Source organism: Streptomyces sp. NPDC045998, from assembly GCF_056430285.1.
In genome coordinates, this window is record NZ_JBWKLJ010000003.1 from 615889 (window position 1) to 640486 (window position 24598).

Here is a 24598-nt window from a genome sequence, read left to right on the forward strand (position 1 = left end):
GACGCCCGTACGGTCGTGTCCAACGGCTCCAGCCGGGGCCACAGACCAGGGGGTTACGCATGTCCGAGCGTGCAGGACTTACCCGCCTCACCGGCAACGGGAACGGGGAGTGCGGGCAGGGCGACTGCCCGAACGTGTACCTCACCGAAAAGGGATCGTTCGTGGTGCAGGGCGACATGTTCAACGGGTTCACTCCGCCCGAAGGGGAGGGGCTTGTCGAGATCCCGGCAAGCGTGCTGAGGGAGGCTTTCCGTGTTCTTGGATGGTGAGGACTGGCAGGCCAAGTTCCGCGACTTCCGTACGGAAGCGTGGCGGCTGGAGACCCTGCCGACTTACCGGGTACCGCAAGAGGCTGAGGAGTTCTCCCGATTCCTGGCCGGCGAGCGGTTCCCGGGACCGTACGAGGATTCATGGACGGAGATGATCCGGCAGCGCAAGGAAAATGGGGGAAGTGTCGGGCGAGTGCACATCCTGACTCGACCGCTTTCCGACTACCTGCGCTTCGAGTTCGAGCGGTACTACCGCCATCAAGCACCCATCGGGGAAGACATCCGAATCCTCGACGTGACCGAGCGGGAGAATCCGCTCCCGGGAGTTCAAGACTTCTGGATGTTCGACCGCTCCACGGTCGTCCTCATGCACTACGAAGAGGACGGAACACAGATCGGGCGAGAGCTGTACGAGGGCGACCCCACACCGTTCATCGAATACCAGCGCATCGCCATCGCCGAGTCCGTCCCCTTCCTCGAATACGCGGAGCGCGTGACAGGGTGACGTTCGAGCCCGAGGAGTTTGGCCAGTCCTGGCAAGAGTTGGGGGCCATGCTCCGTGGTCTACGCAAAGCGGCCGGTCTCTCCGGAGACCGGCTTGCCGCGCGTTGCAACATGTCGCAGTCCAAGGTGAGCCGCATTGAGAACGGCCGGGCACGGCCGAGTCTCCTTGACATCGAGACCCTGTTGACTGCCCTCGACGCCCCACCCCAAGTCGTGGCGGAGGTGTCCGCGCTTGCCCGGACGGCGAACACGGAATGGCAGGATGCGAGAGCGCTCCGGAGAAAAGGGCTCGACAAGAAGCAACGAGAGTTGGCAGGACTCGAAGCGTCGTCGGCGGAGTTCCGGTTCTTCCTGCTCTCCATGATTACGGCTCTGCTCTCGACGCCTGAGTACATTCGGGCCAGCCTCGCTCACATCCCCGGAGACCACAGCAAAGCCATCGCCAGGAAACTGGAACGGCAAGAAGTCCTCTACGACCGGTCCAAGCGATTCACGTTCATTCTGACCGAGCAGGCGGCACGGTCCCCGTTCCTGCCTCCAGATGCGATGGCTGTGCAGCTTGACCGACTGGCATCACTTACTCATCTACCCAACGTGCGTCTTGGAGTGATCCCACTCGACACCCCAATGCCGGGATGTCCGCTGAATACCTTCACCATCTACGACGACCGATTGGCCACGGCGGAGATGTCGACAGGCGTGATGGTGTTTCGTGACCCGAGGGACGTACGGGCATACGCCGAGGAATTCGCCGGATACGAGGAACGTACGCTGTTCGGGGAGAGCGCCAGAGCGAAACTCTCGGAATGGTCGGCTGCCTGTCGAGCGTGATCTTTACCCAATGACGTGACTGGAGTGCACGAACGACCATCGCTCGGCGGATCATTGCTGGGCACGGACAACCCATGCCAGGGAGGTTCTCGGATGGCGGCACGCAGACAGCAGGGCTCCACGCTCTCGCCCTTTCAGCGGGAGCCTGCGCCCGTGCCCGGCTGTTCGGAGTGTCTCGGGCTGGCGAATCGTCGGCAGAACGCGCGGTCGGTGTCGGATCACAGCGCGGTGACGGACGCGAACGTGTACCTGCGTCGGCACCTGAAAGCGCAGCACGGGGAGGGGTGAGCGATGGCTACGCGCTCCGTGCTGCGGCATGTGAGACACCGGATCACGCAGCACCCGGACACCGACGTGACCTTTGAGGCCGAGTGTCTGTGGTGTGAGTGGAAGGCGACGCCTTCGACGGATGGCGCGGCGGTCGACGTGGAGTGCATGAGCCACACCGGGCGGAGTGGACACAAGGGTTTCCGGCGGATCTGCACGTCGTTCGCGATGGTGGTCCGGGACGAGTGACTGACAGACCCCCGGTGTGCTGAGGGGACGGCGAGCACCACGGCCCGACGCGCGCCGGAAGGGGCGCGGTTCGAGCGACATGCGCCCCTGTGCCTGCCTCTGTCGGCTCCCCCGTGGTCGGCAGGGGCAGGCATCGTGACGCCTGTCAGACGGCGTGACACACCCGTGCATGACAGCGGCCCCCGGCAGGGGAGCCGAGGGCCTGTCTGGTCCGCTGTGCGCCTGTCTCAGGCGCTCTCGCCGAGATGACGGTAGAGGGTGGCTCGGGAGATCCCGAGAGCCTTGGCAATGGCGCTCACGCTCTCGCCCTTCGCCTTCCTGGCACGGGCCACCGTGAGCACGTCCTCATCGACCACGGACGGCCGTCCGCCGGTACGACCCTGCGCCTTGGCTGCGTCCAGTCCGGCACGGGTGCGCTCCTTGATGAGGCTGCGCTCGAACTCGGCCATGGCTCCGACCACCTGAAGCATGAGCCGGCCGTCTGCCGTGCCGGGGTCGATGTTGGCCAGTGCACCTGTGAGCACCTTGAACCCGATGCCCCGCTCTCGAAGGGTGTCGACCATGGTCACAAGGTCGATGAGGGACCGGGCGAACCGGTCCAGCTTCCACACGCACAGGGTGTCGCCAGGCCGGGCGTAGTCGAGTGCGGCCGTCAGCTCAGGCCGGTTGGTGTTCTTGCCCGATGCCTTGTCCTCGAAGATCCGGGCGCAGCCTGCGGCCGTCAGTGCGTCGCGCTGGAGCTGCGCTTCCTGGTCGTCGGTGGAGACGCGGGCGTAGCCGATGAGCTGACCGGTGATCGTGTTCGTCGTCACGATCGAGACTGTCTCAGAACTCGTCTCAATACGTCAAGCCTGGGACGGAAGTTTCGAGACGGGTTTTGAACAGTGCTGCGCCCCCTTCCGGGGCGCCTGTCGTCTCGTCTCACAAACCTTGGTTTTCGAGACGCCCTGTCGTGATCACTCTCCGCGTTGCTCGTGGTCCTGGTGCTCGCGCTCGACGCCTTCGGCAGTGGGGCGCTGGCACGCCCCGTCACGCCTGCTCCAGGGGGACGGCGAGCGGACGGCGAGGCGTACGAGCGCGACGGCGAAGGGGGTGGGGTATGACCCCTTGAGCCCGGCAAGAGGGACCGCCGGGTCTTCCCGGCAAAGATTGCGCCACCATTCCAAGGTCGATCAGGCGCGGCGGGTGGAGAAGCACCACCGGTAGACCTTGGCGGCCTCCCCGCTGCCACGGTTCCAGGGTCGATTCATGCGGCAGTGAAGGCGCGAGCCCCAGGAAAAGCCCAGGTCAGACCCGGTGAGCCGCCTCGGCCGGCACCGGACGGATGCACGAGAACGCGACGTCGTACGCCCTCCCCGGAACGGGGCCAGGGAGGGCGCGCCGCTACGGCCTACGCGCCGTCATCCCTCATGCCGGGGCGGTCCGCGCAGTACGCCCACGCAAGGGCGAGCGCCGGGCGGGTGGTCGCAATCCCACTGGCCACCATGCGCGGCGCCGTGGTCGAGTCGAACAGTCGGTGACAGGCACGGCACAGGGGCAGGTTCCGCATCGGATCCGTGGTGTACGGCCTGCCCGCCTCCCTGCCGTTGTCCATGCGCTTCTCGTCCGGGTCGGTGTGCGAGTACGCCCAGTCCCGCGCCTTCCCTCCGCACTTCCAGCACCGGTACGAGCTGGCACTACCCCGCTCCGCCTTCGTGCGGTTGTGCGCACCGTCGTACGTGATGCCGCCCCCCTTCGCCCGTGGGTCGGGGTGCTGGCTCCGGTCCGAGCAACGCACTGTTGCCCCACTTACGAGGTTGCTCAGGCCGTACTCTCGCACGGTGCCGCAGTCGCACCGGCAGACGACGCGCTGAGAACCGTTCACCTCACCGCGCCGCTCGACCAGCACGAGACTGCCGAAGCGGTGCCCCGGCTTGTAGAGCTGCCGGTTCGGCCGGGTCTTGGGGTAGCCCTTGCGGGCATACGAGGAACGCCCCGCCTCCCTGTCCCTCCGCCGACGCGCCCGGTCTCGGCAACGCTCTCCGCAGTACCGAGCCTGCGGACGCTTGCCCGTCAGCGCTTCTCCGCAGTGAGTGCAACGGCGAGGGTCTGGCGTTGTCTTGGCCTTACTCAAAAGCGAATCGTCTCCTTCCAGGGTGGCGGCCGTAAGGCCGCCCCATCTGCTTACGTCTTGGGCTTGGGCCTTGCTCCCTCCATCTCTTCGCCGCCGCTCCCCCGAAGGGGGCAAAGTAGAAAGAGAGGACGCGAACGTTTTCCCAGGTCAGGGCCCATGTGGGTACGCGCCTGAGGTGTACTTGGTACACGTGGGAGGCGTACCCCCTCCGCCTACTGGCGGTCCTTGTGCACCCGGCAGAGGACAGGCGCCCCCTTCTCCTTCTGGAACAGGTGGCGAGGCAGGACGAGGCACGCGGCCGACGACTGCGGCGACACGAGGTCCAGCGCCTTCGCACGACTTACCGCGCCGGTCGTGCTCTGCTTGCTCAGCGGCTTGCCGTGCTTGTCGGCGAGGATGGCCGCGAGTTCGCCAGCCTGAAAGCTGGCGTGCCCGTCGCGGTCGGCCCATCCGATGGCGGCGTACTGGACGCGGTAGTGGTTGATGTTCCTCGCGTCCCGTGCCATGCGGCGGAACTCGTGCTGGGCAACGGCGCCCCATGGCCGGCCGTTACCGAAGTAGATCGCCACCCGTTGCGGCTCCCTTCCTGTGAGGCGCACGCGGGTGCGCCAGCGACCCCCGCCGGACGGCGGGACATGTGTCTCCCTTCTTCGCGGGGGTGGCCGTGCGGGAGGCACGACGCTTCACAGGTGGGCGCCCAAGGCTTCGGGCCTGGACTCGGTCTCTTGCGGTCGGGAGCGACGGCGGCGACCTGGCCCGGCATCGTACAACATGCTGAAACGGGAAAGGCCCCCGTGGTCGGGGGCCTTCCTTGCTTGCTCGCCAGCATCAGGCGGGAGCCGTGACCTTCTCGGCCTCGCCTGCTGCCTTGGCTTCCTCTTCGGCCTTCGCTCGCTGCGCGGCACGTTCGGCTTCGAAGTCCTCCCAACGACTGACGATCTCCCACTCCGCACCCGTAAGCGTCTTGGGCTTCTCGTACGCATTGCCATGCAACGAGATGGGCGTGATCGGTGAGAGCACCTGAGAAGCCTTGGAGGGAAGATCCCAGTAGGAAATTCCCTGCTGCTTGATGTTCGCGATCAGGTCGCCGGGGTCGATGGCCAGCACGTCACGTCCGAAGTAGGCCTTCACCCTGTGCTTGTTCAGCCATTCGCGCCGTTCATCGACAGTCGACCGCTGCCACCATTCCGCGTAGCTCTCTCCCGTGGGAACCCACACGGTCACAGGCTTGGGTCCTTCCTGAGTGGTGATCTTCTCCCGGTCCTGGGCAAGACTGGTCATCTGAGAAGCGTAGGCGGTGGCGCTCATTTGTCCCTGCTGGAACTCCTTGTTGAGCTGGTTCATCTTGCCGTCGATTACCGCCAGCTTCGCTGCCCGACTCCGGTCGATGGTGGTACTGGACTCCATCCTTTCAAGGTGTCCGATCTCTCCGAGCAGAGTGGATTCAAGCCAGGGGTAAAGGTCCTCGGCCCAAAACGTTTGCTTCGGGCACGCCTTGATTCCCTTGCTCTTGTTCCCGTGGCACCGGTACCGCTCACGCTTGCTCTTGGACGGGTCACCCTTGACGTAGTAGATGGGGTTCTTGCACAGGAGGCAGAAGGTTACGCCCACCGTGGGGGACGTAGACCCCTTCTGCTTCTTGTACTTGACGGTTTCGACGGAGGCTTGCAGCCTCTCCCACTCCGCGTCATTCAGCACGGCCGCAGACCTCATCACGGGTGTACCGTCATCGTTGCGTACGATCGAGCCGTCAGCACGGGCGTACTCTCCGAGAAGTGACCGGCTGGTCAATACCGCCTGCACAGAAGTCGGGGTCCACTTGCTTCCTCGCGGCGCGGGATTGGCAAGCCGAGTGGTGCTCTCACCCGCAGCCGCACGAATACGGGCGATGTCCTGCGTGGTGGGAACACCCTCCGCATTGAGCCAATCAGCGACGGCGGAGAAGTTCGGTTCCTTGTTGAAGCGCCGGATCATTTCCAGAAGCGTCGGCCCATACTCAGGATCGAGTTCGAGAGTAAATCCGTCTTCCCCCTTGATCGCCCTGCGACCGAACGGCACCAGACCACCGGGCCATCGACCACTCTTCCGCATGGTTTCCCGTGACGCCTGAATGCGAGACTTGATGGCTTCGAGTTCTGCTTCCGCCACCACGGCAAGGATCTTGGCGATCGTCTTTCCCCACGGCTTCGAGAGATCGAATCCCTCTTCGCAGGAGATGAGTCCCTTACCGTTCGCTTCGCACCACTCGATGATGTCGGAGAGGTGGCGGACCGACCGAGCGATACGGTCGATCTTCAGCACGATGATGTGGTCGAATTTGTCTTTCTTGTTGTTGAGCCAATCCCCCAACGACGGACGCATCCACGGCGAAATGGATGCGGAGACGTCGATGTCGACGGCGAAGTCAACAAGGTCCATTTCCTCGGCGTCGGCCCGCTTGCTGATACGGGTACGCTGCGTCTCCTCGCCGGTCTGGTTCTCGTTGCCGACCGACAGGCGGACCACACCAAGAGCCCTGGGCTTGTCGCTCACCCTTGCCCCTCCCACGAACAGGGGGCGGCCCCCTGGCCGCCCTCATCCGGAGGGAACTCTACAGACCGTGCCGACCGTGCTCTTCGCGGACGGCACGACGCTGACGAACCCCTCGCTGGCCCAGGTCAAGCAGAAGATCGGCGCCTGACCGAAACCGGTCCGGCCCAAACCGGTCCGGCCCAAACCGGTCGAGCCGAAACCGGGCCGAAACCGGTCGGGCCGGGCCCGCTCAGGCCGCGTTTCCGGGCCTCGGGAGCGGCTTGCCGTACCAGAGCTCGATCAGTCGGGCCGCGATCGAGATCCCGTACGGGGGAAGAACCTCGCCGGACTCGAACGCGGCCCGCAGCTCGTCACGGGAGAACCAGCGGGCCTCCTCGATCTCGTCGCCGTCCACGTTGATCTCGTAGGAGGTGGCGCGCGCCATAAACCCCAGCATCAGGCTGGAGGGGAAGGGCCACGGCTGGCTGGCGACGTACTCCACCTCGCCGACCGTCACGCCGGCCTCCTCGTAGACCTCGCGCGCGACCGACTGCTCGATCGACTCGCCCGGCTCCACGAAGCCCGCCAGTGTGGAGAAGCGGCCCTCCGGCCAGTGGACCTGGCGGCCCAGCAGCGCGCGGTCCTGGTCGTCCGTGACCAGCATGATCACCGCCGGGTCGGTGCGCGGGTAGTGCTCGGCCCCGCAGGCGGGGCAGCGGCGGATGTGGCCGGCGGCCGCGATCACCGTGCGCTCGCCGCAGCGGGAGCAGAACCGGTGCATCCGCTGCCAGTTCTCCAGCGCCACCGCGTGCACCATCAGCCCCGCGTCGCGCGGCGACAGCAGCAGTCCCGCCTCGCGCAGACCGGCCGGGCGGGCCGACTGGTCCATGCGGCCCGGCAGCGCGTCCTTCTGCAGCGCGAAGTAGCTGACGCCCTCCTCGTCCGTCCCCAGGAAGTACCGGTGGGTCTCCGTGACCGGGGCCTCGAAGGACGGCGTCATGACCAGTTCGGTGCGGCCGTCGGGGGTGTCGTCGACCAGGGCCTGGCCGCCGGAGACCACGAACACCCGGGTCGTCGGGTGGCTCCACGCCGCGGCCAGCCACGCCTCGTCGAGGCGGTGGTGTGCCGCGCGGTCGATGCCGCTCGGGGCCGTCAGGCTGATCGGCCGGTGCGCTTCGTTGCTCATGGTGGTCACTGGTGGTTCCAACTCCCCCGGGTGAATGGGTGTCTGTTCAGCGGAGTGCGGCGGCGGGCTGTGCCGCGGACGGCGCCGCGGGCAGTGCCGTCGAGAGGTCGCTCCAGAGGTGGGCGGTCGCCTCCACGCCCTTGAGCAGCAGGTCGAGCTCGACCTTCTCGTTCGGCGCGTGCCAGCCGTCGGACGGTACGGAGATGCCGAGGAACAGCACCGGTGCCCCGAGGACGTCCTGGAGGTCGGCGGCCGGGCCGGAGCCGCCCTCGCGCGTGAAGCGGATCTTGGCGCCGTCGAAGGCCGTGCTCATCGACCGTGCGACCGCCTGGAGGGCCGGGTGGCCGAGCGGCGTCAGGCACGGGCGGGTGGGGGCGCCGAAAACGATCTCGTGGCGGATGCCCGCCGGGAGGCGGGCGGCGACCCAGTCGCGTACGGCCACTTCGAGCTTGTCCGGGTCCTGGTCCGCGACCAGCCGGAACGACAGCTTCACCTGGGCCGTGGCCGGGACGATCGTCTTGCCGCCGGGGCCCTGGTAGCCGCCGCCGATGCCGTTGACCTCGGCGGTGGGGCGGGCCCAGACCCGCTCCAGGGTGGTGTAGCCGGCCTCGCCGAGGGTGGCGTACGACTTCGCCGTGGTCAGCCAGGACGCCTCGTCGAAGGGGAGCTCCGCGATCAGCTCGCGCTCGCGGTCGGTGAGCTCCGCGACGTCGTCGTAGAAGCCGGGGATCGTGACGCGCTCGTCCTCGTCGTGCAGGGCGGCGACGAGGCGGGCGGCCGCCGTGGCCGGGTTCGGGACGGCGCCGCCGAAGGCGCCCGAGTGCAGGTCCTGGTCGGGCCCGTACAGCGTGATCTCGCAATCGGCGACGCCGCGCATGCCGGTGCAGACGGTGGGCGTGGTCTCCGACCACATCCCGGTGTCCGAGACGATCACGGCGTCGGCGGCGAGGCGGGCGCGGTGCCGTTCGACGATCTCCCGGAAGTGCGTCGAGCCGGACTCCTCCTCGCCCTCGATGAGCAGCTTGAGGTTGACGGCGGGGGCGGTGCGGCCGGTCAGCGCGAGGTGCGCGCGGACGCCCAGGGTGTGGAAGAACACCTGTCCCTTGTCATCGGCGGCGCCGCGCGCGTAGAGGCGGTTTCCGAGGATGACGGGCTCGAAGGGGTCCGTGTTCCAGCCGTCCTCGCGGGCCGCGGGCTGGACGTCGTGGTGGCCGTAGACCAGGACCGTGGGTGCCGTCGCGTCCCCGGAGGGCCACTCGGCGAAGACGGCGGGGGCGCCCGCGCCGTCCCCGGTCTCCCAGACCTCGGCGACCGGGAAGCCGGTCTCCGTCAGCTTCGCGGCGAGCCACTCGGCACTGCGCCGTACGTCCGGGGCGTGCGCGGGCTGCGCCGACACGGACGGGATGCGCAGCCACTCGGCGAGGTCGTCGAGGAAGGCGGCGCGGTGCTGCTCTATGTACGTACGTACGGTCTGGACGGCGCTGTCCGGGGTGTCGCTCATGCCCTTGAGCCTATCCGGGATCGGGGGTCGGCCCGCCGGGCGTCCCACGGAGCAGGATGCGCTCGATCTCGGCGCGTCCCGGCAGGTGGTCCGGGCGGACGACGTCGCCCGTGCGGACGTAGACGAAGGCCGCGCCGACCGCCTCCGGGGGGAGCCCGTGCCGCTCGGCCCAGGCGAGGCGGTAGACCGCGAGCTGGAGGGGGTCGCCGGTGTGGGAGCGGTTCGTCTTCCAGTCGACGATCTCGTACGCGCCGGTGTCGCGGTCCCGGTACACGGCGTCGATGCGGCCGCGGACGACGCGGCCGGCGAGGGTGAGCTGGAAGGGCGCCTCCACGCGGTACGGGGTGAGGTGGGCGTACGGGGTCCGCTCGAACGCCTCCTTCAGCGCGGCGAGGTCCCGTTCGTCGGCGATCTCGGGCTCGTCGGCGTACGCCTCGCCGCCGGGCAGCTCGTCGGGCCCGAGCATCGGGAGCGGCACCGCGTCGAAGCGGGACTCCACCCAGGCGTGGAACCGCGTCCCGCGGCGCGCGGCGGGCTGCGGGGGGCGCGGCATGGGCCGGGCGAGCTCCTGAGCGAAGCCGTCGGGGTCGGCGGCGAGGCGCAGCAGCTGCGAGGCGGACAGGGACGCGGGGAGGCGCACCTCGCGCGTGGTGGCGCGGGCGCGGAGGAGCTCGGCGGTGAGGGCGTCGAGGTCGCGGTCCCAGGAGGCGATGGTGCGGCCGTCCTCGGGGGTGAGCCCCTCCCCCACCCGGCCGCCCCTTCCCGGAACCGGGGGTACGCCCCCGGGGCGCGCGGCGGGGCCGTCGGCGGCTCCCGCGCGCCGGGGCGCGGGCACGGCTCCGGTGCCGACGGCGGAGCCGGAGCCGGTGGCGGTGCCGGTACCGGCGTCAGCCCCCGGTCCGGCTCCGCTGTCGGTACCGGCGGAGGGCGGCCCGGGTGCGACGGCGTCCCAGTCGTCCCAGTCGTCCCAGTCCGCGAGGCCGTCGGGCCAGGCTTCGTCCACGTCGACGGGGTCGTCCGGGTCGACCGGCTCATCCGGGTCGACCGGCTCGTCCAGGTCGAAGGGTCCGTCCGGGTCGGCGGGCTCGTCGGGCCACGGCTCGTCGGGGTCGGGGTCCGCGGCGGCCGCCGCCGGAGGCGCCGCATCGCCCTCGGTGTCCAGGTACCGCAGCACCCGCTCCGCGGCCGTGCGGCGGCGGGCGAGGGACGCCGGGTCCAGCGGCAGGGGCCAGGGGCGGTCCGCCGCGGACTCCTCCAGGGAGGGGTTCTCGGCGCCCTCCTCGGGTTCGTCGGCCCAGGCCTCGATCTCGCCGAAGCCCGCCGCGCAGTGGTCGTACAGGGCGTGCAGGAACGGGGACGGGCCGCGCGGGCGCTTCTGGGTGGGGCCCCACCAGTGCGCGGAGGCCAGCAGGAGGGAGCGGGGGCGGGTGAAGGTCACGTAGCCGAGGCGAAGCTCCTCGGTGTGCTGGTGGTCCTTCATGGCGTTCTTGAAGGACGTGAGCGACTTCGCGTCCCAGTCCTCGATCGCCGGGAGGGTGGGGGCGTCACCGCGCAGCGCGTGCGGCAGGACCTGCGGCTGGGCCGTCCACGACTCGCGTGACCTGGTGCTGGGGAACTGGCCGGTGACCAGGCCCGGGACGGCGACGACGTCCCACTCCAGGCCCTTGGACTTGTGGGCGGTCAGGACCTTGACGGTGTTCTCGCCGCCCGGCAGGGCGTTGTCGAGTCCCTTCTCGTACTGGGCCGCGGTGCGCAGGAAGCCCAGGAACGCCAGCAGCGTCGCCTCGCCGTCCAGCGAGGCGAAGCGGGCGGCTATGTCGAGGAAGTTCGAGAGGGTCTCGCGGCGGCGGGCGGCCAGGGCGTGCGGGGAGGCGGAGAGCTCGACCTCCAGGCCGGTGGTGGCGAGGATCCGGTGCAGGACGTCCATCAACGGGTCGGCGAGGGAGCGGCGCAGGTCGCGCAGCTCGGCGGCGAGGCGGGCGAACCGGACCCGGGCGTCGGCGGAGAAGGGCAGGCCGTCGTCCTCGCCGCCCCCGTCCAGGAAGGTGTCGAGGGCGTCGGCGAGGGAGACGACCTCGGCCGGGTCCACGCCCTCGACCGCCGCCGCCAGCCGCTCGTCGGGGTCCGTGGCGCCGTCGCGGTCCCGGTGGACCAGGAGCCGCGCGCGGCGGCCCAGCAGCGCCAGGTCGCGGGGGCCGATCCGCCAGCGCGGGCCGGTGAGGAGGCGTACGAGGGAGGCGTTGGCACCCGGGTCCTGGAGGACCTCGCAGACGGCGACCAGGTCGGCGACCTCCGGGAGGTGCAGCAGCCCGGAGAGGCCCACGACCTCGACGGGGATGTCGCGTGCGACGAGCGCGGCCTGGATCTCGGGGAAGTCGGTCGCCGTACGGCACAGGACGGCGATCTCGCCCGGCTCCTTGCCGGTCCGTACGAGGTGGGCGATGGAGTCGGCGAGCCAGGCGATCTCCTCCGCCTGGGTGGGCAGCAGCGCGATCCGCACCGTGCCGTCGCGCTCGGCGCCGGGCGCGGGGCGCAGGGCCTCCACGCCCGCGTGCATGGCGCGCAGGGGGGCGGCGAGGCCGTTCGCGAGGTCGAGGAGGCGGCCGCCGCTGCGGCGGTTCTCGCTGAGCGCGAAGCGGGTGGCGGGGGTTCCGTCCGCGTACGGGAAGTGCTCGGGGAAGTCGTCGAGGTTGGCCACGGAGGCGCCGCGCCAGCCGTAGATGGCCTGGCAGGGGTCGCCCACGGCGGTGACGGGGTGGCCCGTACCGCCGCCGAACAGGCCGGACAGCAGGAGGCGCTGTGCGACGGAGGTGTCCTGGTACTCGTCGAGGAGGACGACACGGAACTCGTCGCGCAGGATCCGCCCCACCTCCGGGCGGGTCATGGCGAGCTCGGCGGAGAGCGCGATCTGGTCGCCGAAGTCCAGCAGGTCGCGCTCGCGCTTGGCCGCGCGGTAGCGGATGACGAGGTCGGCGAGCTCGCGGCGCGCGGCGGCGGCCTCGGGGACCTTGCGCAGGTCGGCGTTGGTGAGGCGGGCGTTCTCGAGGGCGGCGAGGAGGTCGGCGTCGTACGCGAGGAGGCCGGCGGGGCGTACGAGGTGTTCGGCGAGCTCGGAGTCGAGGGCGAGCAGGTCGCTGACGAGCGTCGGGAACGACTTGGTCAGCGCCGGGTACGGGCCGGGTGCCTCGCGCAGCACGCGGGCGGCCAGCTGGTAGCGCGTGGCGTCGGCGAGGAGGCGGGCGGTGGGCTCCAGGCCGAGGCGCAGGCCGTGGTCGGTGAGCAGCTGGCCGGCGAAGGCGTGGTACGTGGAGATGCGGGGCTCGCCCGGCGGATTGTCTGGGTCGATGACGTCGGGGTCGGTGATCCCGGCCCGTACGAGCGCCTTGCGGACGCGCTCGGCGAGCTCGCCGGCCGCCTTGTTGGTGAAGGTGAGGCCCAGGACCTGTTCGGGCGCGACCTGTCCGGTGCCGACCAGCCAGACCACCCGGGCGGCCATCACCGTCGTCTTGCCGGAGCCGGCTCCGGCCACGATGACCTGCGGGGCGGGCGGCGCGGTGATGCAGGCCGTCTGCTCCGGGGTGAACGGGATGCCGAGAAGCTCCTTGAGCTGCTCGGGGTCGGTGAGGCGAGTGGTCACGGTCATCGAGGCTAACCGGCCCCACTGACAGTCCCGACCCGACGATCAGCCGACGATCAGCCGACGGCCGGCCGACGGTCGGTCGGCGGTCGGTCGGCGGTCGGTCGGCGATCACTCGACGATGTGGCGGCCCTCGGGGCGGGCGCTGCACGAGGCCCGGAACGCACAGTGGTCGCAGTGCTTGCCGGTGGCCGGGGTGAAACGTTCGTCCAGGACGCGTCCGGCAGCGGTGGCGAGGAGGTCGCCGACCCACTCGCCGCTGAGCGGCGCCTGCGCCTGCACCTTGGGCAGCGCCTCCCCGCCCTCCTTCTTGGGGGCGGCCTGGCGCAGGTGGACGAGTTCGGCGCCGCCGGGTTCGGGGCGGCGGCCGTCGAAGACCTCGTCGACGGCGCCCTCGCGGACGGCGAGCTGGTAGACGGCGAGCTGGGGGTGGTGGGCGACCTCGTCCTTGGTGGGTGCCTGCTTGCCGGTCTTGAAGTCGACGACGTAGGCACGGCCGTGCTCGTCGGCCTCGACGCGGTCCATGGAGCCCCGGATGCGCACCTCGTACCCGCCCGCTTCGAGGGTGACGTCGAAGTCGTGCTCGGTGGCCGCGGGAGTGCGGCCGGCACGGTCCATGACGTGCCAGCGCAGGAACCGCTCCAGCGCCACGCGCGCGTGCTCCTTCTCCTGGGCGGACTTCCAGGGGGCGTCGAAGGCGAGCGCGTCCCAGACCGAGTCCAGGCGCTCCATGAGGACGGCGAGATCGGCGGGGGTGCGGCCGGAGGCGACCTCGTCGGCGAGGACGTGGACGACGTTGCCGAAGCCCTGGGCGGCGGTGGCCGGGGCGTCCGCCTTGACCTCCCGGCCCAGGAACCACTGGAGGGCGCAGGTGTTGGCGAGCTGCTCCAGGGCGCTCCCGGAGAGGGCGACGGGCCGGTCGCGGTCCCGGAGGGGCACGGCGGAGTGCGTCGGGTCGTACAGGCCCCACCAGCGGTAGGGGTGGGCGGCCGGGACGAGGGGCTGGCCGTCCTCGTCGGTGAGCGCGGCGAGCCGGGCGAGGCGCCGGGCGGCGGCGTCGCGCAGCTCCTCGGACGCCTCGGGGTCCACGGTGGTGGCGCGCAGCTCGGCGACGAGCGCGGCCACGGCGAGGGGGCGGCGGGGACGGCCGGTGATGTCCTTCGGTTCGACGCCCAGCTCGGTGAGGAAGCGGGAGGGCTGGTCGCCGTCGTCGGCGGGCGCCTTGACGGCGGTCACGACGAGGCGGTCGCGCGCGCGGGTGGCGGCCACGTAGAAGAGCCGGCGCTCCTCGGCGAGGAGTGCGCCGGGGGTGAGCGGCTCGGCGAGTCCGTCGCGCCCGATGCGGTCGGCTTCGAGGAGGGAGCCCCGGCGGCGCAGGTCCGGCCAGAGGCCCTCCTGTACGCCGGCGACGACGACGAGGCTCCATTCGAGGCCCTTGGAGCGGTGCGCCGTCATCAGCCGGACGGCGTCGGGGCGGACGGGCCGCTTGGTGAGGGTGTCGGCGGCGATGTCCTGGGCGTCGAGCTCCTCCAGGAAGTTCAGGGCGCCCCGGCCGCCGGTGCGCTGCTCGGCGCGGGCGGCGGTCTCGAAGAGGGCGCATACGGCGTCGAGGTCGCGGTCGGCGTTGCGGCCCGCCGCGCCGCCGCGGAGCGCCGCCCGCTGGAGCCTGGCCGGCCAGGGGGTGCCGTCCCAGAGGAGCCACAGGGCCTCCTCGGCGGTGGCGCCGGCCGCGAGCAGCTCGCGGGTACGGCGCAGGAGGCCGCCGAGCCGCTGGGCGCCGCGCGCGTAGGCGGGGTCGTGGGCGACGAGCCGCTCGGGTTCGGCGAGGGCGCGGGCGATGAGCGTGTCGGAGGGCGGCGGCAGCTTGTTCCCGCCGGCCCGCTCCTCGTCGCGCAGCGCCCGTCCCAGACGCCTGAGGTCGGCGGCGTCCATGCCGCCGAGGGGCGAGGTGAGGAGGGTGATGGCCGTCTCGGGGTCGAGCCACGGCTCGTCACCGGCTCCGTCGGCCGCCTCATCGGCGGGGGTCTCGGGCTCGGCGGCCCCAGGTTCTGCGGCTTCCGGCGCGGCAGCCTCGGGCACGGCGGCCCCAGGTTCTGCGGCTTCCGGCGCTGCGGCCTCGGACGCGGCGTCCGCGGCGGCCTCAGCGTCTTCGGGCGCGGCGTCCGCGGCGGCCTCAGATTCTGCGCCGTCCGGTGCCGCCGTGTGCCGCAGCGCGGCCGTCGCCGTGGCGCGCAGGGCCGTCAGCAGTGGGGCCACCGCGGGCTCGTGGCGCAGGGGGATGTCCGGGGCGTCGACCTCCACGGGCACGCCGGCGGAGGTGAGGGCGCGGCGCAGGGAGGGGATCGTACGGGCACCCGCGCGGACGAGGACTGCCATCTCCTGCCAGGGCACCCCGTCCTCCAGGTGGGCGCGGCGCAGGATGTCCGCGATGTTGTCGAGCTCCGTGGAGGGGGTCGGGAAGGTGTACGCCTCCACGCGGCCGCCCGCGCGCACCGCCGCGAGCTCGCGGTGGGCGCGGACCTTGTCGGCCGGGAGACGCGGCAGGGGCATCCGCGCGGTCAGCAGACGCGTGGCGGCCAGCAGGGCCGCGCCCGAGCGGCGGGAGGTGGTCAGGACCGCGACCGGCGCGGGGGCGCCGTCCGCGCGGCGGAAGGTGTGCGGGAAGTCGAGGATGCCGTTGACGTCGGCGCCCCGGAAGGCGTAGATCGACTGGTCCGGGTCACCGAACGCGTACAGGGTCCGCCCGCCGCCCGCGAGCGCCTTCAGTAGGCGGACCTGGGCGGGGTCGGTGTCCTGGTACTCGTCGACGAAGACCGCGTCGTACGCGGGCAGCGTCACGGAATCCGCCAGCAGCACGGCCCGGTGCACCAGCTCGGCGTAGTCCAGCACGCCCTGCATGTCGAGCACGTCGAGGTACTCGGCGAGGAACTGCGCCGCCGCCGACCAGTCGGGCCGTCCCTGACGCGCCGCGAAGGCACCGAGCGCGCGCGGATCCAGGCCGAGCTCACGCGAGCGGGCCAGTACGGCGCGCACCTCGTCGGCGAAGCCGCGCGTGGTCAGGCAGGCCCGCAGCTCGTCGGGCCAGTGGACCCGGGCCAGGCCCTCGCGCTCCAGGTCCAGCTGGCCGGCGAGCAGCTCACGCACGGCGAGGTCCTGCTCGGGGCCGGAGAGCAGCCGCAGCGGCTCGGCGAACAGCTCCGCGTCCTGGTGCGCGCGGATCAGGGCGTAGCAGTAGGAGTGGAAGGTGGTGGCCTGGGGGGCGCGTGCGCCGGGGATGCGCGCCGCCATCCGGTCCCGCAGCTCCACCGCCGCCTTACGGCTGAAGGTGAGCACCAGGAGCCGTTCCGGATCGGCGCCCTGGGCGATGCGGGCGGCGACCGCCTCCACCAGGGTGGTGGTCTTGCCGGTGCCCGGTCCGGCCAGCACCAGCAAGGGCCCGTGGGCGTGGTCAACCACCGCACGCTGCGATGCGTCCAGGAGAGGGGGGTTCACGGGAGCCGGCGGGGTACGCACCAGCCGGTACGCGCCGGGAGTGCGCTCCCGGTACGGCGTACGCCCGGTGGTGGTGGAGGAGGAGCTCACGTTGGATCGCCGGTCCTGGTGGGTGTGCTGGTGGTGAAGGGCAACAACGTTACGCGGACGGCGGCACCGTCATGCGCCGCTCGCCGCATCACCCCCGGGCACATCACCGAGAGAGATGTCACCCGGGGAGGCGTCACCGGCAGGGACGTCACCGGGAGAAGTGTCTCCGCCGTCCCACCGTGCCCGTCGCATGTCGAGGCGCGGCATGTGCCCCTCCTCGGTCCTCGGGGCGGGGCGCAGCGGGGTGCCCTCCTCGCGGTAGTGCGCGAGCGCCCGCTGTTCGTGGCCGGGCAGCAGCCGCCCGTCGGCCCGCACCACGCGCCACCAGGGCACGGCGCCGCCGTACAGCGTCATGACGCGGCCGACCTGACGCGGCCCGCCCACCCGTCGCCCACCACCACCCTCGCTCGAGAGCGCTTCGCGCTCCTCCTGTGCCACCCACTCGGCGACGTCCCCGTACGTCATCACCCGGCCGGGCGGAATCAGCTCGGCGGTCGCCAGCACCCGCTCCGCGTACTCCGGAAGCTCCTGCGCACTCATTCGGACCATCCTGCACCAACCCGCCGGCAAGACGGTCCGTGCACCCTGATGCCCCCCGCCGACGCCAGGGCATGCCACCATCTTCCGGGCGGTGAGGGCGGTGACCGGTGATACGAGATCAACAAGACAGAGGCACCATGAAGGGGCAGGATGTACGGCCTCTCGGGGAGAAGCAGAAGGAGACGGTATGCGTGAACGCGGAGGGGCCCATCGACCGCGTCTCCGGTGACGAGCCGCTTCTCGCCGCCCGCGTACACCGCCCGTCCGATCTGCTGCGGCTGCTCATCGGTCTCTTCGCGATCGCCGTCGTCCTGGCCATCGCCGCGTTCGCCCAGGCCACCACGTCCGGCCTGGAGCAGGACATCAACGAGCGCACCGGCCAGGCGTCCGACCTCTTCGTCAAGCTCGCCGGTCTCGCGTCCAGCATCGCCGTCCTCCTGGTGCCCGTCGCCTTCGCCATCGAGCGGCTGATCAAGCGGGACGGCCTGCGCATCGCGGACGGCGTGCTCGCCGCCGTACTGGCGCACGGGGTGACGCTCGCCACCGACCTCTGGGTGGCCAGGGGCGCGCCCGGCACCATCCAGGACGCGCTGACGCAGCCGCAGGCCGGGGGCGGTCTGACCGACCCCGTGCACGGCTACCTGGCACCGGTCATCGCCTATATGTCGGCCGTGGGGATGGCCCGCAGGCCGCGCTGGAGGGTGGCCCTGTGGGTGGTGCTGCTGCTCGACGCGTTCACCATGCTGGTGGCGGGGTACACCACTCCCCTCTCGATCATCCTCACCATCCTGATCGGCTGGACCGTCGCCTACGGCACGCTCTACGCCGTCGGCTCCCCCAACGTCCGGCCCACCGGGCAGACGCTCCTCGCCGGTCTGCGCCACGTCGGGTTCCGTCCGGTCAGCGCGATGCGCGCGGAGGACGTGTCCGAGTCGGCCGAGCAGGGCGACCGGGGCCGCCGCTACATCGTCACCCTGGAGGACGGCCCTCCCCTCGACGTCACGGTCGTCGACCGCGAGCAGCAGGCGCAGGGCTTCTTCTACCGCCTGTGGCGCCGGATGACGCTGCGCGGCATCACCACCCGCCGGTCCATCCAGTCGCTGCGGCAGGCGCTGGAGCAGGAGGCGCTGCTGGCGTACGCGGCGATCGCCGCCGGGGCCAACGCGCCGAAGCTGATCGCCACCTCCGAGCTCGGACCGGACGCCGTGATGCTGGTGTACGAGCACCTGGGCGGCCGCTACCTGGACGCGCTGGCGGACGAGGAGATCACCGACGAGCTGGTGCGGGGCGCCTGGGAGCAGGTCAGGGCGCTGCAGTCGCGGCGCATCGCCCACCGCAGGCTCACGGGCGACGCGATTCTGGTGGATCGTTCCGGCAAGGTGATCCTCACGGACCTGCGGGGCGGGGAGATCGCCGCCGGTGATCTGGTGCTGCGGATGGACATCGCGCAGCTGCTGACCACGCTGGGCCTGCGGGTCGGCGCGGAGCGCGCGGTGACCGCGGCCGTCGAGGTGCTCGGCCCCGACAAGGTCGCCGACTGCCTGCCGCTGCTGCAGCCGATCGCCCTCAGCCGCTCCACCCGCGCCACGCTGCGCAAGCTGGCCCGGGAGCGCGCGGAGCGCGAGCGCGAGGCGGTCCTCAAGGCGTCGGACGAGGCCCGCCAGGCCCGTCTGGAGGCCGCGGCGGAGCACGGGCAGCCGGAGGGCGCCGTCAAGCTCGTCAAGGACGAGAGGGCCGAGCGCAAGGCCGTACGGGCCGAGAAGCAGGCCGAGAAGCGGGCGCTGGACGAGGCGCTGGACGAAGCCCGCGAGGAGGACCTGCTCGCTCAGATCCGGCGGCAGGTGCTGCTGATCAGGCCGCAGGCGCCGGTGGAGCCGGTGCGGCTGGAGCGGATCAGGCCCCGCACCCTGATCAGCCTGATCGCGGGGGCCATCGCGGCGTACTTCCTGCTGTCGCAGATCGCCCGTACGCCGCTGTCGACGATCGCCGAGGCGCACTGGGCGTGGGTCGCGATGGCCGTGCTCTTCTCCGCGCTGAGCTATGTGGCGGCGGCGATGAGCCTGCTCGGGTTCGTACCGGAGCGGGTGTCGTTCCTGAGGACGGTGGTGGCGCAGGTCGCGGGATCGTTCGTGAAGATCGTGGCGCCGGCGGCGGTCGGCGGCGTGGCGCTGAACACCCGCTTCCTCCAGCGGTCGGGCGTACGACCCGGGCTGGCGGTGGCGAGCGTCGGCGCCTCGCAGCTCTTCGGCCTGGGCGCGCACATCCTGCTGCTGCTGGCCTTCGGCTACCTGACGGGTACGGAGAAGACGCAGGACTTCACGCCGTCCAGGACGGTCATCGCGGGCCTGCTGACAGTCGCCGTGCTGGTGCTGGTGGTCACGGCGATCCCGGCGCTGCGCAAGTTCGTCTCGACGCGGCTGCGCTCGCTGTTCGCGGGTGTGGTGCCGCGCATGCTGGACGTGCTCCAGCGGCCGGTGAAGCTGCTCACCGGCATCGGCGGCATGCTGCTGCTGACGGCCATGTTCGTGCTGTGCCTGGACGCCTCGATCCGCGCGTTCGACCAGGGCGACCAGCAGCTGAGCTACGCCAGCCTCGCCGTGGTGTTCCTGGCCGGCAACGCGCTGGGCTCGGCGGCGCCGACGCCCGGCGGTGTCGGCGCGGTGGAGGGCGCGCTCACCTTCGGCCTGGTGGCGGTGGGGCTGCCGCTGGAGGTCGCCACGCCGGCGGTGCTGCTGTACCGGCTGCTGACGCTGTGGCTGCCGGTGCTCCCGGGCTGGTTCTCGTTCAACTACCTGACGCGGAAGGACGCGCTGTAGGAAGGACGCGCTCCAGCAAGGACGCGCTCCAGGAAGGCCCGGTGCCGGGCCCGGCCACCCGCATGGACCGCCGTCGCGGGCGGCCGGCCGGGCACCGGCGCAGCATGGAGGCATGCCGACGCCCACCCGCGCCCACCGGCGTACCGCCGCGCTCGCCGTGGCGAGCGCCGCGACCGCCGCCGCCGTCCTGCTCGCCGCCGGCTGCTCCGACGGCGGCGGGGACGGCGGGGGCCCGGACCGGCCCACGGACCTGGCGGCCCAGGAGCTGGAGTGGTCCCCGTGCCGTGCCCCGTCCGTCGGGGAGGGCGGTGGAACGGCCCCCTCCCCGCTGCCGGGGGGCGGGCGGTGGGAGTGCGCCTTCATGGACGCGCCGCTCGACTACGAGGACGTGGAGGGCGACACGATCGAGCTGGCCCTGATCCGGGCCAGGGCCACCGATCCGGCCCGGCGGATCGGCTCGCTGATCTTCAACTTCGGCGGGCCCGGCGGCTCCGGCATCACCGCCCTGCCCTCCTCCGCGAAGGACTTCGAGGAGCTGCGCGCCCGGTACGACCTGGTGAGCTTCGATCCGCGCGGGGTCGGCCGCAGCGAGGGCGTGGAGTGCCAGGACGACCGGGAGCTCGACGCGTTCTTCGCCCTGGACGCGTCACCGGACGACGCCCGGGAGGAGGAGGCGTACGAGAAGGCCCTGAAGGACTTCGCGGCCGCCTGCGAGGAGAACTCCGGCCACCTGCTGCCCCACATCGGCACCGTCGACGCCGCCCGCGACCTGGACCTGATCAGGGCGGTGCTGGGCGACGACAAGCTGCACTACTTCGGCATCTCGTACGGCACCGAACTGGGCGGCGTCTACGCCCACCAGTTCCCCGAACGGATCGGGCGCGCCGTCTTCGACGCCGTCGTCGACCCCTCCGGGACCGTCGCGCAGGGGTCGGTCGCCCAGGCGAAGGGGTTCCAGCTGGCGTTCCGCAACTTCGCGGCCGACTGCGTCAAGCGCGGCGAGGCGTGCAAGCTGCCCGGTGGCAGCGTCGAGGAGGTCGAGAGGTTCGTCGCGGACCTGCTCGCCCGGCTCGACGAGAAGCCCGTCGCCGGGATGGGCGACCGCAAGCTCACCCAGACCCACGCGGCCAACGGCATCGTGCAGGCGCTGTACTCCAAGGAGTTCTGGCCGTACCTGGAGCAGGGCATCGACGAGGCCGACGGCGGCCAGGGCGCGTTGCTCCTCGCCCTGTCGGACTCCATGAACGGGCGCGACCAGAACGGCAACTACAACAACCTCCAGGCGGCGAACACGGCCATCAACTGCGTCGACGACAAGGCCCGGTTCTCGTTGGAGGACACCAAGAAGAAGCTGCCCGAGTTCCGCGAGGCGTCCCCGCTCTTCGGCACCTTCCTCGGCTGGCGTCTGAGCGGCTGCTCCGGCTGGCCCGTGCCCGGCACCTGGGACCACCCGGACGTCGGCGCGAAGGGCGCGGCGCCCATCCTCGTCATCGGCAACACCGGCGACCCGGCGACGCCGTACGGGGGCGCCAAGAGGATGGCGGAGGCGCTCGGCAAGGGCGTCGGGATCGAGGTGACGTACCGGGGCGAGGGGCACGGCGCCTACGGCACCGGCGACGCGTGCGTACGCAGGACGGTGAACGACTACCTGCTGGACGGCAAGGTCCCGCGCTCGGGGACGGTCTGCCCGTAGGCGGGGGGACCGCTCGGCGTCGTCACTGTCAGTGGCCGGGCCTACGATGGGCGGTCCAGTGCACACGTTGGGGGGACACATGTCCATGCGGGTACGAGCAGGGGCCCTCGCCGCGGCCGCCGTGCTGCTCGCCGGCGCGGCGGCCGGCTGCAGCTCCGAGGCGGGTTCGGGCACCTCGGGTGGCGGCGGTGAACGGCCGGCACCCGAGCGGCAGGCCCCGACCGGGCAGGCGGCCACGCTGCCCGCCGCGCTCACCGGGCAGCGGCCGGAGTGGCGCGCGTGTGCCGCGCCCGAGGGTGGCGAGCGGCCCGGCGGGGAGTGGCGGTGCGCGAGCGTCAAGGTCCCGCTGGACTACAAGCATCCGGAGGGCGAGACGATCAGCGTCGCGCTGATACGCCAGGAGGCGAAGGACAAGGACCGGCGCATCGGCTCGCTGCTGTTCAACTTCGGTGGCCCGGGCGCCTCCGGCGTGGAGCTGCTGCCCCAGTTCGCCGACCAGTACCGCAAGCTCAACGCACGGTACGACCTGGTCGGTTTCGACCCGCGCGGGGTCGCGGGCAGCGCGGGCGTGCGGTGCCGGGACGACAAGGAGCTGGCCGCCGCCGAGGCGAGCGTCGACCTCACACCGGACACGGAGGCGGAGACGGCCGCGTTCCTCCGGGACGGCGCCGACTTCGGCAAGGACTGCGCCGCCCGCAACGGCAGGCTGATCCCGCATCTGACGACCTCCAACACCGCCCGGGACCTGGACCTCCTGCGGCACGTGCTGGGCGACCGGAAGCTGAACTACTTCGGCATCTCGTACGGCACGCAGCTCGGCGGCACCTACGCGCACCTGTTCCCGAAGAACGTCGGCAGGACGGTCCTGGACGCCGTCGTCGACCCGACGGCCGACTCGGTGGCACACGCCCGCCACCAGACCACCGGGTTCCAGCGGGCACTGGACAGCTACCTCACCTCGACCGGCGAGAGCGCGAAGGCGGGCACCGCGCGCGTGGCCGGGCTGCTGCAGCGGCTCGACCGGCAGCCGCTGCCGACGAGCAGCGGCCGGCAGGTCACCGACAGCCTGGCGCTGACCGGCATCGCGCAGGCGCTGTACGCGGAGAGCCTGTGGCCGCAGTTGACGGGCGCGCTGGAGGAGGCCGAAGAGGACGGCACCGGTGACAAGCTGCTGGAGCTCGCCGACTGGTACAACAACCGCGACGGCAGCGGGCACTACAGCACCCAGGCCCATTCCCAGCGGGTGATCTCCTGCGCCGACAGCAACCGGCGGCCGACGACCGACGAGGTGAAGGCGCTGCTGCCGGAGTTCCGGCGGATATCCCCGGTCTTCGGCGACTTCCTGGCGTGGGACCTGGCCGGCTGGTGTGCGGACTGGCCGGTGAAGGGTGAGGCCGCGCGCTCCGCGGCGAGCGCGCCGGGCGCGGGCCCGATCCTCGTGGTGGGCACCACGGGCGACCCGGCCACGCCGTACGAGGGGGCGCAGAGGATGGCGGCCGAGCTCGGCGCGGGCGTCGGCGTCCTCATCACCAACAAGGGCGAGGGGCACGGGGCGTACGGTTCGTCGTCCTGCGTGACCGGGACGGTGGACGACTACCTGCTGGACGGCAAGGTGCCGGCGAACGGCACGACCTGCTCGGCGTGAGGCGCACGCGGAGGGGCCGGATCCAGCCCCGGATCCGGCCCCTCGGCGTGTGAACGGTCAGAAGACCGGCTCGGTCAGTAGACCGGCTTCTCCGGCTCGATCTGGTTGACCCAGCCGATGACGCCGCCGCCGACGTGCACCGCGTCCGCGAAGCCCGCCGACTTGAGCACCGCGAGGACTTCCGCACTGCGGACACCCGTCTTGCAATGCAAGACGATCTTCTTGTCCTGCGGCAGGTCCTGGAGGGCGCTGCCCATCAGGAACTCGTTCTTCGGGATCAGCCGGGCGCCGGGGATCGAGACGATCTCGTACTCGTTCTGCTCACGGACGTCGATGATGTCGATGCTCTCGCCCTCGTCGATCCACTCCTTGAGCTGCTTGGGAGTGATCGTCGAGCCGAGCGCCGCCTCCTGGGCCTCCTCGGACACGACGCCGCAGAAGGCCTCGTAGTCGATGAGCTCGGTGACGGTCGGGTTCTCGCCGCAGACCGCGCAGTTGGGGTCCTTGCGGACCTTGACCTGGCGGTACTGCATCTCCAGGGCGTCGTAGATCATCAGGCGGCCGACCAGCGGGTCGCCCACGCCGGCCAGGACCTTGATCGCCTCGGTGACCTGGATGGAGCCGATGGACGCGCACAGCACGCCCAGCACGCCGCCCTCGGCGCAGGAGGGGACCATGCCCGGCGGCGGGGGCTCCGGGTAGAGGCAGCGGTAGCAGGGTCCGTACTCGGACCAGAAGACCGACGCCTGGCCGTCGAAGCGGTAGATCGAGCCCCAGACGTACGGCTTGTTGAGCAGCACGCAGGCGTCGTTGACCAGGTAGCGCGTGGCGAAGTTGTCCGTGCCGTCGACGATCAGGTCGTACTGGCTGAAGATATCCATCACGTTGTCGGCTTCGAGCCGCTCCTCGTGAAGGATCACGTTCACGTACGGGTTGATGCCGAGGACGCTGTCCCGCGCGGACGCGGCCTTGGAGCGGCCGATGTCGGACTGGCTGTGGATGATCTGGCGCTGCAGGTTCGACTCGTCGACCTCGTCGAACTCCACGATGCCGAGCGTGCCCACGCCGGCCGCGGCCAGGTACATCAGGGCGGGCGAGCCGAGGCCGCCGGCGCCCACACAGAGCACCTTGGCGTTCTTCAGCCGCTTCTGCCCGTCCATCCCGACATCGGGGATGATCAGGTGGCGGGAGTACCTGCGGACCTCGTCTACGGTGAGCTCGGCGGCCGGCTCGACCAGGGGTGGCAGCGACACG

16 protein-coding genes and 1 pseudogene are annotated in these 24598 nt (G+C 71.3%); 8 read left to right on the forward strand and 9 right to left on the reverse strand.

The annotated features are described in order from the left end of the window. Positions 1 to 59: 59 nt before the first annotated feature. From AC07FJ_RS11770 to AC07FJ_RS11785, 4 genes are all read left to right on the forward strand, one after another. Positions 60 to 269 carry a hypothetical protein gene (locus tag AC07FJ_RS11770; RefSeq protein ID WP_466692964.1) on the forward strand — a complete coding sequence of 70 codons (210 nt, stop codon included), beginning with the start codon at positions 60 to 62 and terminating at the stop codon, positions 267 to 269. After that, a complete protein-coding gene (locus AC07FJ_RS11775; protein ID WP_466692967.1) occupies positions 253 to 774 on the forward strand; it encodes a DUF6879 family protein in 522 nt (173 codons plus the stop codon). The genes AC07FJ_RS11770 and AC07FJ_RS11775 overlap by 17 nt, the downstream gene beginning before the upstream one ends. Then, positions 771 to 1604: a helix-turn-helix domain-containing protein gene (locus AC07FJ_RS11780; RefSeq protein ID WP_466692969.1), complete on the forward strand. Its 834-nt coding sequence runs from the start codon at positions 771 to 773 to the stop codon at positions 1602 to 1604. The genes AC07FJ_RS11775 and AC07FJ_RS11780 overlap by 4 nt, the downstream gene beginning before the upstream one ends. A gap of 291 nt (positions 1605 to 1895) precedes the next feature. Continuing rightward, positions 1896 to 2120: a DUF7848 domain-containing protein gene (locus AC07FJ_RS11785; RefSeq protein WP_247464482.1), complete on the forward strand. Its 225-nt coding sequence runs from the start codon at positions 1896 to 1898 to the stop codon at positions 2118 to 2120. Positions 2121 to 2347: 227 nt separating this feature from the next. Here AC07FJ_RS11785 and AC07FJ_RS11790 read toward each other — a convergent pair whose 3' ends face one another. The 3 genes from AC07FJ_RS11790 to AC07FJ_RS11800 form a co-directional block, all read right to left on the reverse strand. Then, on the reverse strand, positions 2348 to 2932 hold the full coding sequence (locus AC07FJ_RS11790; protein WP_466692971.1) for a recombinase family protein: 585 nt from the start codon (positions 2930 to 2932) through the stop codon (positions 2348 to 2350). A gap of 1513 nt (positions 2933 to 4445) precedes the next feature. Continuing rightward, positions 4446 to 4802, reverse strand: a complete 357-nt coding sequence (locus AC07FJ_RS11795; protein ID WP_466692973.1) for a hypothetical protein — start codon at positions 4800 to 4802, stop codon at positions 4446 to 4448. 259 nt (positions 4803 to 5061) lie between these two features. Continuing rightward, the gene (locus tag AC07FJ_RS11800) at positions 5062 to 6765 is read right to left on the reverse strand and encodes a recombinase family protein (protein ID WP_466692976.1); all 1704 of its coding nucleotides are present in this window, start codon (positions 6763 to 6765) and stop codon (positions 5062 to 5064) included. Positions 6766 to 6817: 52 nt separating this feature from the next. Between AC07FJ_RS11800 and AC07FJ_RS11805 the strand changes: the two are divergent. Beyond that, a pseudogene (locus AC07FJ_RS11805) lies at positions 6818 to 6913 on the forward strand (NrdH-redoxin); the annotation flags it as partial. Between the two features lie 81 nt (positions 6914 to 6994). On the opposite strand, the gene nudC reads toward AC07FJ_RS11805, so the two are convergent. The 5 genes from nudC to AC07FJ_RS11830 form a co-directional block, all read right to left on the reverse strand. Beyond that, positions 6995 to 7930 (reverse strand): NAD(+) diphosphatase, encoded by a 936-nt coding sequence (nudC, locus tag AC07FJ_RS11810; protein WP_479047849.1) that lies wholly within the window; start codon positions 7928 to 7930, stop codon positions 6995 to 6997. A 46-nt stretch (positions 7931 to 7976) separates the two neighbouring features. After that, the gene (locus AC07FJ_RS11815; RefSeq protein WP_479047851.1) at positions 7977 to 9431 is read right to left on the reverse strand and encodes a dipeptidase; all 1455 of its coding nucleotides are present in this window, start codon (positions 9429 to 9431) and stop codon (positions 7977 to 7979) included. Between the two features lie 10 nt (positions 9432 to 9441). After that, complete coding sequence (locus AC07FJ_RS11820; protein WP_479047854.1) at positions 9442 to 13068, reverse strand: ATP-dependent helicase; 3627 nt, start codon at positions 13066 to 13068, stop codon at positions 9442 to 9444. A gap of 111 nt (positions 13069 to 13179) precedes the next feature. After that, the gene (locus AC07FJ_RS11825; RefSeq protein WP_479047857.1) at positions 13180 to 16650 is read right to left on the reverse strand and encodes an ATP-dependent helicase; all 3471 of its coding nucleotides are present in this window, start codon (positions 16648 to 16650) and stop codon (positions 13180 to 13182) included. A 69-nt stretch (positions 16651 to 16719) separates the two neighbouring features. Continuing rightward, the gene (locus AC07FJ_RS11830; RefSeq protein ID WP_479047859.1) at positions 16720 to 17199 is read right to left on the reverse strand and encodes an MGMT family protein; all 480 of its coding nucleotides are present in this window, start codon (positions 17197 to 17199) and stop codon (positions 16720 to 16722) included. 128 nt (positions 17200 to 17327) lie between these two features. On the opposite strand from AC07FJ_RS11830, the gene AC07FJ_RS11835 reads away from it, so the two are divergent. From AC07FJ_RS11835 to AC07FJ_RS11845, 3 genes are all read left to right on the forward strand, one after another. Then, positions 17328 to 20006: a lysylphosphatidylglycerol synthase transmembrane domain-containing protein gene (locus AC07FJ_RS11835; protein WP_479047860.1), complete on the forward strand. Its 2679-nt coding sequence runs from the start codon at positions 17328 to 17330 to the stop codon at positions 20004 to 20006. Between the two features lie 112 nt (positions 20007 to 20118). Next, the gene (locus tag AC07FJ_RS11840) at positions 20119 to 21699 is read left to right on the forward strand and encodes an alpha/beta hydrolase (RefSeq protein WP_479047863.1); all 1581 of its coding nucleotides are present in this window, start codon (positions 20119 to 20121) and stop codon (positions 21697 to 21699) included. Positions 21700 to 21778: 79 nt separating this feature from the next. Next, complete coding sequence (locus AC07FJ_RS11845; protein WP_479047866.1) at positions 21779 to 23344, forward strand: alpha/beta hydrolase; 1566 nt, start codon at positions 21779 to 21781, stop codon at positions 23342 to 23344. 74 nt (positions 23345 to 23418) lie between these two features. Here AC07FJ_RS11845 and moeZ read toward each other — a convergent pair whose 3' ends face one another. Next, positions 23419 to 24597 (reverse strand): adenylyltransferase/sulfurtransferase MoeZ, encoded by a 1179-nt coding sequence (moeZ, locus tag AC07FJ_RS11850; protein ID WP_479047868.1) that lies wholly within the window; start codon positions 24595 to 24597, stop codon positions 23419 to 23421. Position 24598: the final 1 nt, after the last annotated feature.

Coding starts and splice junctions, on each gene's coding strand:
- AC07FJ_RS11770 (WP_466692964.1), top strand. CDS start 60: ATGTCCGAGCGTGCAGGACTTACCCGCCTCACCGGCAACGGGAACGGG.
- AC07FJ_RS11785 (WP_247464482.1), top strand. CDS start 1,896: ATGGCTACGCGCTCCGTGCTGCGGCATGTGAGACACCGGATCACGCAG.
- nudC (WP_479047849.1), bottom strand. CDS start 7,930: ATGAGCAACGAAGCGCACCGGCCGATCAGCCTGACGGCCCCGAGCGGC.
- AC07FJ_RS11815 (WP_479047851.1), bottom strand. CDS start 9,431: ATGAGCGACACCCCGGACAGCGCCGTCCAGACCGTACGTACGTACATA.
- AC07FJ_RS11830 (WP_479047859.1), bottom strand. CDS start 17,199: ATGGTCCGAATGAGTGCGCAGGAGCTTCCGGAGTACGCGGAGCGGGTG.
- AC07FJ_RS11835 (WP_479047860.1), top strand. CDS start 17,328: ATGAAGGGGCAGGATGTACGGCCTCTCGGGGAGAAGCAGAAGGAGACG.
- AC07FJ_RS11840 (WP_479047863.1), top strand. CDS start 20,119: ATGCCGACGCCCACCCGCGCCCACCGGCGTACCGCCGCGCTCGCCGTG.
- AC07FJ_RS11845 (WP_479047866.1), top strand. CDS start 21,779: ATGTCCATGCGGGTACGAGCAGGGGCCCTCGCCGCGGCCGCCGTGCTG.